General features: G+C 46.2%; 8 protein-coding genes. 1 reads left to right on the top strand and 7 read right to left on the bottom strand.

Annotated elements, in window-relative coordinates; all coding sequences use genetic code 11:
* Positions 1-59: 59 nt before the first annotated feature.
* Positions 60-551: an Rsd/AlgQ family anti-sigma factor gene (locus BSZ04_RS24605; RefSeq protein ID WP_010444396.1), complete on the top strand. Its 492-nt coding sequence runs from the start codon at positions 60-62 to the stop codon at positions 549-551.
* A gap of 299 nt (positions 552-850) precedes the next feature.
* Here the strand turns inward: BSZ04_RS24605 and rpoC are convergent, their stop codons facing one another.
* The 7 genes from rpoC to nusG form a co-directional block, all read right to left on the bottom strand.
* Positions 851-5,053, bottom strand: coding sequence for a DNA-directed RNA polymerase subunit beta' (gene rpoC, locus BSZ04_RS24600; protein ID WP_045390538.1), 4,203 nt, complete (start codon positions 5,051-5,053; stop codon positions 851-853).
* A 106-nt stretch (positions 5,054-5,159) separates the two neighbouring features.
* Positions 5,160-9,188, bottom strand: a complete 4,029-nt coding sequence (gene rpoB / locus BSZ04_RS24595) for a DNA-directed RNA polymerase subunit beta (protein WP_010444401.1) — start codon at positions 9,186-9,188, stop codon at positions 5,160-5,162.
* 251 nt (positions 9,189-9,439) lie between these two features.
* On the bottom strand, positions 9,440-9,808 hold the full coding sequence (rplL, locus tag BSZ04_RS24590) for a 50S ribosomal protein L7/L12 (protein ID WP_010444402.1): 369 nt from the start codon (positions 9,806-9,808) through the stop codon (positions 9,440-9,442).
* A gap of 57 nt (positions 9,809-9,865) precedes the next feature.
* Positions 9,866-10,360: a 50S ribosomal protein L10 gene (gene rplJ, locus BSZ04_RS24585; RefSeq protein WP_010444404.1), complete on the bottom strand. Its 495-nt coding sequence runs from the start codon at positions 10,358-10,360 to the stop codon at positions 9,866-9,868.
* Between the two features lie 280 nt (positions 10,361-10,640).
* On the bottom strand, positions 10,641-11,342 hold the full coding sequence (rplA, locus tag BSZ04_RS24580) for a 50S ribosomal protein L1 (protein WP_010444406.1): 702 nt from the start codon (positions 11,340-11,342) through the stop codon (positions 10,641-10,643).
* A gap of 4 nt (positions 11,343-11,346) precedes the next feature.
* Positions 11,347-11,775, bottom strand: coding sequence for a 50S ribosomal protein L11 (gene rplK / locus BSZ04_RS24575; protein ID WP_005451125.1), 429 nt, complete (start codon positions 11,773-11,775; stop codon positions 11,347-11,349).
* 142 nt (positions 11,776-11,917) lie between these two features.
* On the bottom strand, positions 11,918-12,466 hold the full coding sequence (nusG, locus tag BSZ04_RS24570; protein ID WP_005451123.1) for a transcription termination/antitermination protein NusG: 549 nt from the start codon (positions 12,464-12,466) through the stop codon (positions 11,918-11,920).
* Positions 12,467-12,479 lie beyond the last annotated feature (13 nt).

The raw sequence follows: 12,479 nt of genomic DNA, 5'->3' as shown, positions 1-12,479 counted from the left end.
TTTACTAACTTTGCTTTGCAAAGGATACGAATGCCATTGGGCGTTCAGATCATGAGGGCATGGTCATGCTAAAAAAATTCAAACAAACACAAGCACAATGGGGTGGTTCGAGTGAGGTCATCGACCATTGGCTTGAAACGAGACAATCTTTGATTGTCGAATATTGTAAACTTGCTGCGTTGCAACCTTGTTCAAAAACTAACGTCATTGAACTCCCTACTCCTCAAGAACTACAACACTTCTGCCAACACCTTGTAGATTACATCTCCGAAGGCCATTTTAAAATTTACGAGATGGTCATGGACAAATGGAAAGCAACCGGTTTTGTTGCCACTGATGAAATCAACCAAACCTACGGCAAAATTGTACTGACTACTGAGCCTTTGCTTAACTTCACTGATAAATATTCAGATGTATCCGAGGACGATGTACTTGGTGAGTTTGATGGTGATATGTCTCTAATTGGGGAAATTATTGAGACACGTTTTGCCGTTGAAGATCATCTGATTAAGCTAATTGCTGACAGTCTTGCGATGCCTCCTGGCGCATAGCGAGAAGCGAGAAGCGAGAAGCGAGAAGCGAGAAGCGAGAAGCGAGAAGCGAGAAGCGAGAAGCGAGAAGCGAGAACGATTCTTGAGGGTTGGCGTGTGTGCGTCAACCCTTTTTGTTTTTTGGGATTCGGTTCATTTTACCTCTCTAAGGACAAGTTCTATCTAAACGTCTTGCACTAGCCCTCAAACAACACCTCTCAACTCCTATAGCAAAGCGCTCTCGAATCATAGCGTCTAACCTCTTGCTTCAAAAACAAAAAAGGCACCCGAAGGTGCCTTTTCTTTTAAGCTCTTAACGATTACTCGTCAGATGAGAAGCCAGCGTTTAGAAGTGCAGCTAGGTTATCTGTTGCTTGTTCAGCAGATGGACCTTCTTGCTCTTCAGCACGTTTAGCTTGACGCTCTTGGTGGTATGCGAAACCAGTACCCGCTGGGATCAGACGACCAACAATTACGTTCTCTTTCAGACCACGTAGGTCATCACGCTTACCAGAAACCGCAGCTTCTGTTAGTACGCGAGTTGTCTCCTGGAACGATGCCGCAGAGATGAACGACTCAGTCGCTAGAGATGCCTTAGTGATACCTAGTAGCTCACGCTCGAAACGTGCAGGCTCTTTGCCTTCAGCTTCTAGGTTACGGTTAGCAATCTTAACTTGTGAGTATTCAACTTGCTCGCCAGGTAGGAACTCAGAGTCACCTGCGTGAGTAATTGTACACTTACGTAGCATCTGACGAACGATAGTCTCGATGTGCTTATCGTTAATCTTAACGCCTTGTAGACGGTAAACTTCTTGTACTTCGTTAGCGATGTACTGAGTTACAGCGTGTACGCCACGTAGACGTAGGATGTCATGTGGAGACTCTGGACCATCTGCGATCACGTCACCACGTTCAACACGCTCACCTTCAAATACGTTCAACTGACGATGCTTAGGAATCATCTCTTCGTAAGCGTCACCGCCGTCACGAGTGATTACTAGACGACGTTTACCTTTCGTCTCTTTACCGAAGCTCACAGTACCTGTGTGCTCAGCAAGAATCGCAGGCTCTTTAGGCTTACGAGCTTCGAATAGGTCAGCTACGCGTGGTAGACCACCGGTGATATCTTTGTTACCGCCAGACTTTTGAGGGATACGTGAAAGTGTATCACCCACACCTACTTCCGCGCCGTCTTCGATGTTTACAATCGCTTTACCAGGTAGGAAGTAGTGAGCTGGCATTTCAGTACCAGGGATCATTACATCGTTACCTTGCTCATCAACAAGTTTGATAGCTGGACGCATATCTTTACCGGCTGCTGGACGAGCTGCTGGGTCAGTTACTTCGCTTGAAGATAGACCTGTTAGGTCATCTGTTTGACGAGAAACTGTAACACCGTCGATCATGTCTACGAACTGGATGCGACCTGCCACTTCAGTGATGATTGGCATGGTGTGCGCTTCCCAGTTAGCAACAACTTCGCCAGCTGTTACTGCATCGTTGTCGCCTTTGCTTAGCATCGAACCGTAAGGAAGTTTGTGCTTCTCTTTAGTACGACCGAATTCATCAATGATAGTTAGCTCAGATGCACGAGACGTGATTACTAGCTTCTTATCTTTGTTGATTACGAACTTAGCGTTGTGCAGTTTAACTGTACCAGTTGTCTTAGCTTGGATGCTGTTCTCTGCTGCTGCAGTAGATGCCGCACCACCGATGTGGAACGTACGCATCGTTAGCTGTGTACCCGGTTCACCGATAGACTGAGCAGCGATTACACCAACTGCTTCACCTTGGTTCACTAGGTGACCACGTGCTAGGTCACGACCGTAACACTGTGCACAACAACCGAAGTCAGAATCACAAGTAACTACAGAGCGCACTTTCATGCTGTCTACTGAGTTCTCTTCCATGATCTGACACCACTTCTCATCAATTAGAGTGTTACGTGGGATCAGAACATCTTCTGTACCTGGCTTAAGAACGTCTTCAGCTACTACACGACCTAGCGCTAGCTCAGTTAGTGCAACTTTAACATCACCACCCTCGATGTGAGGCATCATGTCAACACCCTCGTGAGTGCCACAGTCATGTTCAGTTACAACAACGTCTTGAGCAACGTCTACTAGACGACGAGTTAGGTAACCCGAGTTCGCTGTTTTCAGTGCCGTATCCGCAAGACCCTTACGAGCACCGTGCGTTGAGATAAAGTACTGAAGTACGTTTAGACCTTCTTTAAAGTTCGCAGTGATCGGCGTTTCGATGATCGAACCATCCGGACGAGCCATCAGACCACGCATACCCGCTAGCTGACGAATCTGAGCTGCAGAACCACGAGCACCCGAGTCAGCCATCATGTAGATGCTGTTAAACGATTCTTGTTGCTCTTCTTCACCGTCACGGTTAACTACCGTTTCAGATGAAAGGTTTGCCATCATCGCTTTCGCTACGCGATCGTTGGTCGATGCCCAGATATCGATAACTTTGTTGTATCGTTCGCCCGCAGTAACAAGACCAGATTGGTATTGTTCCTGGATTTCACGTACTTCTTCTTCCGCTTCTGCGATTTCAGTGTACTTAGCTGGCGGTACAACCATATCGTCGATACCAACAGATACACCAGATAGTGCCGCGTATGCGAAACCTGTGTACATGATTTGGTCAGCGAAGATTACAGTGTCTTTCAGACCTAGCTTACGGTACGCCTCGTTTAGTAGGTTAGAGATTTGCTTCTTACCTAGCTTTTGGTTAACGATGCTGTACGGTAGACCTGCTGGCACGATTTGCCATAGCATTGCACGACCGATAGTTGTATCAACCATCTTAGTCTCTGTTGTGCTGTTGCCGTCTTCGTCTACAACTGTTTCTGTAATACGTACTTTAACGCGTGCGTGAAGTTCAGCTTGCTTAGTGCGGTATGCTTTCTCAGCCTCTGCTGGGCCAGAAAGGTACATGCCTTCACCTTTCACGTTGATCTTGTCACGAGTCATGTAGTACAGACCCAATACAACGTCCTGAGAAGGTACGATGATCGGATCACCTGACGCTGGCGACAGAATGTTGTTTGTCGACATCATCAGAGTACGAGCTTCAAGCTGTGCCTCTAGAGTTAGAGGTACGTGAACCGCCATTTGGTCACCATCGAAGTCCGCGTTGTACGCCGCACACACTAGTGGGTGTAGCTGGATCGCTTTACCTTCGATTAGTACTGGTTCGAACGCCTGGATACCTAGACGGTGAAGTGTAGGTGCACGGTTCAATAGTACTGGGTGTTCACGGATTACTTCGTCTAGGATATCCCAAACTACCGCTTCTTCACGCTCTACCATCTTCTTAGCAGCTTTGATTGTAGTCGCAAGACCACGAGTCTCTAGCTTGCTGTAGATAAATGGTTTGAATAGCTCAAGTGCCATCTTCTTAGGAAGACCACACTGGTGTAGACGAAGGTATGGACCTACTGTGATTACAGAACGGCCAGAGTAGTCTACACGTTTACCTAGAAGGTTCTGACGGAAACGACCTTGTTTACCCTTGATCATATCAGCAAGAGATTTCAGAGGACGCTTGTTAGAACCTGTGATCGCACGACCACGACGACCGTTATCTAGTAGCGCATCAACAGACTCTTGCAGCATACGTTTTTCGTTACGTACGATGATGTCCGGAGCAGCTAGCTCTAGAAGACGCTTCAAACGGTTGTTACGGTTGATCACACGACGGTATAGGTCGTTCAGATCTGAAGTCGCAAAACGACCGCCATCTAGTGGTACTAGAGGACGTAGATCTGGCGGAAGAACTGGAAGTACAGTTAGGATCATCCACTCTGGGTTGTTGCCAGATTGAATAAACGCTTCTACCAGTTTCAGACGCTTAGTTACTTTCTTACGCTTAGTTTCAGAGTTAGTTGTTTCTAGCTCTTCACGCATTTGTTCTGCTTCAGCGTGCATATCCATAGAACCTAGTAGGTCCTTGATTGCTTCTGCACCCATCTTAGCAGTGAACTCGTCGCCCCACTCTTCTAGACGATCTAGATACTCTTCTTCAGTAAGCATCTGAGATTTTTCTAGATCAGTCATACCTGGTTCTGTTACTACGTACATTTCGAAGTAAAGAACACGTTCGATATCACGTAGAGGGATATCCATTAGTAGACCGATACGAGACGGTAGCGATTTTAGGAACCAGATGTGAGCTACTGGTGAAGCTAGCTCGATGTGGCCCATGCGGTCACGACGAACTTTAGTTTGTGTAACTTCTACACCACACTTCTCACAGATAACACCACGGTGCTTCAGGCGCTTGTACTTACCACAAAGACATTCGTAGTCTTTAACTGGACCAAAGATACGCGCACAGAACAGACCATCGCGTTCAGGTTTGAACGTACGATAGTTGATCGTTTCAGGTTTTTTAACTTCACCGAAAGACCATGAACGGATCATGTCTGGTGAAGATAGACCGATTTTGATTGCATCAAATTCTTCGGTCTTATGCTGTGCTTTTAGAAAGTTTAATAAGTCTTTCACAATCAGCTCCTGTAAGGAGTTAAAAGGAGCTCACCCGCTAAAGTGAGCACCTTCTACTAAATAATCGCTTTATATCTCTCTCAACCTTGGCTGAGAGAGAAAGAGATTACTCTTCGTCTTCTAGCTCGATGTTGATACCTAGCGAGCGAATCTCTTTCAACAATACGTTGAACGATTCTGGCATACCAGGTTCCATGCTGTGGTTACCGTCTACGATGTTTTTGTACATCTTAGTACGGCCGTTAACGTCATCCGACTTAACCGTTAGCATTTCTTGTAGAGTGTAAGCAGCACCGTATGCTTCTAGTGCCCATACTTCCATCTCACCGAAACGCTGACCACCGAACTGAGCTTTACCACCAAGTGGCTGCTGAGTTACTAGGCTGTACGAACCAGTTGAACGTGCGTGCATCTTGTCATCAACAAGGTGGTTCAGTTTCAGCATGTACATGTAACCTACTGTTACAGGACGCTCAAACTGGTCACCCGTGCGACCATCAAACAGTTTTAGCTGACCAGATTCTGGTAGGTCTGCTAGTTTCAGTAGCGCTTTAATAGACGCTTCTGGTGCACCGTCAAATACTGGAGTCGCGATTGGTAGACCGCCACGTAGGTTCTTGATCAGAGTACGAACTTCGTCATCAGATAGAGAAGCAATGTCTACTTTCTGGCGAGTTTCGCCTAGATCGTAAACTTTCTGTAGGAACTCGCGGAATTTCGCTAGTTCTTGCTGCTCTTTAACCATCTGGTTGATCTTGTCACCGATACCTTTCGCTGCCAGACCTAAGTGTACTTCAAGGATCTGACCGATGTTCATACGCGAAGGTACACCCAGTGGGTTAAGTACGATGTCTACAGGCTGACCTTTTTCATCGTATGGCATGTCTTCAACAGGGTTGATCTTAGAGATTACACCCTTGTTACCGTGACGACCCGCCATCTTATCACCAGGCTGGATGCGACGTTTAACCGCTAGGTAAACCTTAACGATCTTCAGTACGCCAGGTGCTAGATCATCACCTTGTGTGATCTTACGACGCTTAGTTTCGAATTTCTTATCGAAGTCAGCTTTTAGCTCGTCCCACTGCTCTGCTAGTTGTTCTAGCTGAGTTTGTAGAGCGTCATCTTCTAGCGTTAGTTCTAGCCACTTCTTACGATCAGTTGCGTCTAGTTTCGCTTCAGAGTAACCGCCATCGATCAATACAGCGCGAACACGGTTTAGAAGGCCACCCTCAAGAATCTGGAATTCTTCAGTTAGGTCTTTCTTCGCTTCTTTAAGCTGCATTTGCTCGATTTCAAGCGCACGCTTGTCTTTCTCTACGCCATCGCGAGTGAAGACTTGAACGTCGATAATCGTACCTGAAACAGAGTTAGGTACACGTAGTGAAGTATCTTTAACGTCAGATGCTTTTTCACCGAAGATTGCACGTAGTAGCTTCTCTTCAGGCGTTAGCTGGGTTTCACCTTTAGGTGTTACTTTACCAACTAGGATGTCGCCACCCTTAACTTCAGCACCGATGTAAACGATACCTGACTCGTCTAGTTTAGACAGAGCAGATTCACCTACGTTTGGAATATCAGCAGTGATCTCTTCAGAACCAAGCTTAGTATCACGCGCCACACAAGTAAGTTCTTGAATGTGGATAGTCGTGAAGCGGTCTTCTTGAACTACGCGCTCAGATACTAGGATCGAGTCTTCGAAGTTGTAACCGTTCCAAGGCATGAACGCGATACGCATGTTTTGACCAAGCGCTAGTTCACCTAGGTCTGTTGAAGGACCATCAGCAAGAACATCACCACGTGATACAGGTTCACCTGGCATTACACATGGGCGCTGGTTAATACATGTGTTCTGGTTAGAACGTGTGTATTTAGTCAGGTTGTAGATGTCGATACCAGCTTCGCCTGGTACTAGTTCTTCTTCGTTCACTTTAACAACGATACGAGAAGCATCTACTGACTGGATTACACCACCACGTTTAGCAACTGCAGTTACACCTGAGTCAACTGCTACGTTACGTTCAATACCAGTACCAACAAGCGGTTTGTCAGCTTTCAGTGTTGGAACTGCCTGACGTTGCATGTTCGCACCCATCAATGCACGGTTCGCATCATCGTGTTCTAGGAACGGGATAAGCGATGCAGCGATAGATACAACCTGGTTTGTCGCAACGTCCATGTACTGAGCGTGCTCACGAGGGTGTAGACCAGATTCACCTTTTTGACGAGCTGTGATCAGCTCATCTGCAAAACCGCCTTCTTCAGTTAGCGCAGCGTTAGCCTGTGCGATAACGAATTGGCCTTCTTCGATTGCAGATAGGTAATCTACTTCGTCTGTAACAACGCCATCTACAACGCGACGGTATGGTGTCTCTAGGAAGCCGTACTCGTTACAACGCGCAAACGCAGATAGAGAGTTGATCAGACCGATGTTTGGACCTTCCGGCGTTTCGATAGGACATAGACGACCGTAGTGAGTTACGTGTACGTCACGTACTTCGAAGCCAGCACGTTCACGAGTTAGACCGCCAGGACCCAATGCAGAAATACGACGCTTGTGCGTTACTTCTGATAGCGGGTTGTTTTGGTCCATGAACTGTGAAAGCTGTGAAGAGCCAAAGAATTCTTTAACTGCTGCTGAAATAGGCTTAGCGTTGATTAGATCTTGAGGCATGATTGCATCAAGGTCACCAAGGCTTAGGCGCTCTTTCACTGCACGTTCAACACGCACAAGACCAACACGGAATTGGTTCTCAGCCATTTCGCCTACAGAGCGGATACGACGGTTGCCTAGGTGGTCGATATCGTCCACTTCGCCTTTACCGTTACGGATCGCAATAAGCTTCTTCATCACTTCGATGATGTCTTGCTCGTCAAGCGTACCTTGTTCTAGAGCATCTTCACGCTCGATAGAACTGTTGAACTTCATACGGCCAACAGTTGATAGGTCATAGCGCTCTTCAGAGAAGAATAGGCTTTCGAATAGAGCTTCTGCAGCTTCTTTTGTTGGTGGCTCACCAGGGCGCATCATGCGGTAGATTTCTACCAGCGCAGAAATACGATCAACAGTGCTGTCGATACGTAGCGTTTCTGACATGAATGGACCGTGGTCTAGATCGTTCGTGAATAGAACTTCTAGCGCTTTATGGCCAGCCTGAGATAGGTTCGCTAGAGCTTCCAGGCTAATTTCCTGGTTAGCGTTTACGATGATCTCGCCTGTTGCTTCGTTAACGTAGTCTTTCGATGCAACTTTACCAACGATGTACTCAACTGGTACTTCGATGTGATCAACGCCATCTTTTTCTAGTTGGCGGATATGACGAGCTGTAACGCGACGACCTTGCTCAACGTAAGTCTTACCGTTCGCTTCAATATCGAATGACGCAGTTTCACCACGTAGACGATCTGGAACCAACTCCATAAGTAGAGTTTGGTCTTTCACTTCGAAGTTCACTTTCTCGAAGAAGATATCTAGGATTTCTTCTGACGTTTTACCAAGTGCACGAAGGATGATCGATGCTGGTAGCTTACGACGACGGTCGATACGTACGTATAGGTTATCCTTAGGATCGAACTCAAAGTCTAGCCATGAGCCACGGTAAGGAATTACACGTGCGTTATATAGAACTTTACCTGAAGAGTGGGTCTTACCCTTATCGCTGTCGAAGAACACGCCTGGGCTTCGGTGCAGCTGGGATACGATAACCCTCTCGGTACCATTGATTACGAAGGTACCATTGTCTGTCATAAGCGGAATTTCGCCCATGTAGACTTCTTGTTCTTTAATGTCTTTTACAGTACCTGCTGGTGCGTCTTTATCAAAGATTACTAGACGTAGTTTTACGCGTAGTGGCTTTGAGTAAGTTACACCGCGGATTTGACATTCTTTAACGTCAAAAACTGGCTCACCAAGACGGTAGCTAACGTATTGCAGCTCAGAATTGCCGTTGTAGCTCTGAATTGGGAATACAGAACGGAAAGCAGCTTCAAGACCGTATTGACCTTCAGGATCCTGTTCGATGAATTTGTCGAACGAATCGAGCTGGATCGATAGCAGGTATGGAATGTCCAAAACTTGTGGACGAGTACCAAAGTCCTTACGGATGCGCTTTTTCTCGGTATAAGAGTAAACCATGGGGTTCCTCAGCTCGCTGATAAGTGACCCAAACTGTCCGCCCGCTCCTAGTTACTTAAGGGGGGTAAGGGACAGTGACTAAATAGCTGTTTACTGTAGTGACATTCCATTGCGAAAGAATGAAATGTTTTTTGCATGGATATAAGGCGCTTAAACAGCGGGAAAATTCGCCTATACCCTACAGCGCAAAAAGGCCGGTGGTTAAAAAACCACCAGCCAATTAGCCGTTAGGCTAAGAAACTATGCAATAATTACTTAACAGCAACAGTTGCACCAGCTTCTTCTAGCTGAGCTTTAAGAGCGTCAGCTTCTGCTTTGTCAACACCTTCTTTAAGAGGTGCTGGAGCGCCGTCTACAAGAGCTTTAGCTTCTTTAAGACCTAGGCCAGTTGCGCCACGTACTGCTTTGATTACAGCAACTTTGTTACCGCCAGCAGATTCTAGGATTACGTCGAATTCAGTTTGCTCAGCAGCAGCTTCGCCTGCAGCAGCGCCGCCAGCTACAACAGCAGCAGCAGCAGAAACACCGAATTTCTCTTCCATTGCTTCGATTAGTTCAACAACTTGCATTACAGACATTTCTGCAACTGCGTCTAGGATTTGCTCGTTAGTGATAGACATAACAATTCTCTTTTAAATCAACAATAAGTTTAAATAGCAACCAGTGAAAAGCAAGGCTTACGCAGCAGCTTCTTCTTTTTGGTCGCGTAGTGCAGCGATAGTACGTACCAGCTTGCCTGCAGAAGCTTCTTTCATGCACATCATTAGGCGTGCGATAGCTTCGTCGTAAGTTGGTAGTGTCGCTAGTACTTCAGCGTCAGTTAGCGCGCCTTCAAATGCAGCAGCTTTGATCTCGAAGTCTTTGTTCTCTTTAGCGAAGTCTTTGAAAAGACGCGCTGCAGCACCTGGGTGCTCATTAGAGAATGCGATTAGAGTAGGACCAGTGAAAGTGTCAGTTAGACACTCGTACTCAGTACCTGCAACCGCACGACGCATAAGTGTGTTACGAACAACACGTACGTAAACACCAGCTTCACGAGCTTGTTTACGTAGTGATGTCATAGCGCCAACTTCTACGCCACGAGAATCAGCTACAACTGCAGAAAGTGCACCACTGGCAGCTTCGTTGACTTCAGCAACAATTGCTTTTTTGTCTTGAAGGTTTAAAGCCATCTTGGATTTACTCCTGGTTGTCGTTACACCACTCACTATCATCACGACAGTGAGAGTTATTCAGGTGCTTCCCAGAAGAAAGGTAACTATTTACATAGAGCTTTCTGTCAGTTCGGGCACCATCTACGTAGGGAATATTAAGCCTTCATTTAAAAATAAAGTCAGACACCTACGGTCTTGGACGGAGACTGGGTCTTAATTCATTTAGAACCAAAGTTCAGCCCCAACCACAAATATTAGGCGCAAAATTATACACAAATTTTGCGCCTAAGCAAATAAATTATGCTTGAGTGTTCAGGCTAGCCTGATCAACAGCAACACCAGCACCCATAGTAGTAGAGATGCTTACTTTCTTCAGGAAAGTACCTTTCGCTGAAGATGGCTTAGCTTTCTTCAGAGCAACTAGAAGTGACTCTAGGTTCTCTTTGATCTGCTCAGCAGAGAAGTTTGCTTTACCGATAGTAGTGTGGATGATGCCGTTTTTGTCGTTACGGTAACGAACCTGACCAGCTTTAGCGTTTTTAACTGCTTCAGCAACGTTAGGAGTTACAGTACCAACTTTAGGGTTTGGCATAAGACCGCGAGGACCTAGGATAGTACCTAGTTGACCTACAACGCGCATTGCATCTGGAGAAGCAACAACTACGTCGAAGTTCATTTCGCCTTTCTTAACTTGCTCAGCAAGATCTTCCATACCAACGATGTCTGCGCCAGCTTCTTTAGCTGCTTCAGCGTTTGCACCTTGAGTGAACACTGCAACGCGGATTTCGCGGCCAGTACCGTGAGGTAGTACAGTTGCACCACGTACGTTCTGGTCAGATTTACGAGCATCGATGCCTAGGTTAATAGCAACGTCAACAGATTCTACGAATTTAGCAGTCGCTAGTTCTTGAAGAAGAGCTACAGCTTCGTTGATTTCGTACTCTTTAGTTACGTCAACTTTTTCGCGGATTACGCGCATGCGCTTAGTTAGTTTAGCCATCTTATTAACCCTCTACCACTAGGCCCATTGAACGAGCAGTACCAGCGATTGAACGCTTCATTGCTTCGATGTCAGCACCAGTCATATCAGCAGCTTTAGTTTCTGCGATTTCTTGGATTTGAGCGTCAGTTACAGTACCAACTTTTTCAGTGTTTGGACGACCTGAACCAGACTTAACGCCAGCAGCTTTCTTAAGTAGAACAGCAGCAGGTGGAGTCTTAGTTACGAACGTGAAAGAACGGTCGTTGTATACAGTGATAACAACTGGAGTAGGTAGACCTTTCTCTAGAGATTCTGTTTTCGCGTTGAACGCTTTACAGAATTCCATGATGTTAACACCGTGTTGACCTAGTGCAGGACCAACTGGTGGACTTGGGTTCGCCATACCAGCTGCAACTTGTAGCTTGATGTAAGCTTCAACTTTCTTAGCCATGATAATTCCTAAGTTTGGGTACAAACGCTAATCACTGATCAGCTCCCCGTTTGTGAAAAAACTCTTTACTTCACGAGAAGTAAAAAGGCGCGAAATTATAGTCATAATTCGCGCCTTAGACAACCCTTAAAAAGGTGTTTTTTTAATCAAGTTTTTCAACCTGACCAAATTCAAGCTCAACTGGTGTTGCGCGACCAAAGATCGACACAGACACTTTCAGGCGGCTCTTCTCATAATCTACTTCTTCAACAGTACCATTGAAGTCAGCAAATGGACCTTCGTTAACACGTACCACTTCACCCGCTTCGTACATAGTACGTGGACGAGGAGCTTCACTCGCCTTCTCAAGACGGTTAAGAATAGCGTCAGCTTCTTTATCTGTGATAGGTGCTGGACGGTCGGAGGTACCACCAATGAAGCCCATGACACGCGGCACACTGCGTACTAAGTGCCATGATTCATCGTTCATAATCATCTGAACAAGGACGTAACCAGGGAAGAACTTACGCTCAGATTTGCGACGCTGACCCGCGCGCATTTCCACTACTTCTTCAGTAGGAACCAGTACTTCACCGAATAGCTCTTCCATGCTGTGCATTTTGATATGCTCGCGAAGAGACTGAGCTACACGACCTTCAAATCCAGAGAAGGCTTGAACCACATACCAGCGTTTTTTTGGAGCTTCACTCATGAATTAAAACCCT

The sequence above is a fragment of the Vibrio rotiferianus genome (assembly GCF_002214395.1).
GTDB classification, from domain to species: domain Bacteria; phylum Pseudomonadota; class Gammaproteobacteria; order Enterobacterales; family Vibrionaceae; genus Vibrio; species Vibrio rotiferianus.
Note: the sequence above shows the minus strand (reverse complement) of the source record. Positions and strands in the feature narration are given on the sequence as shown.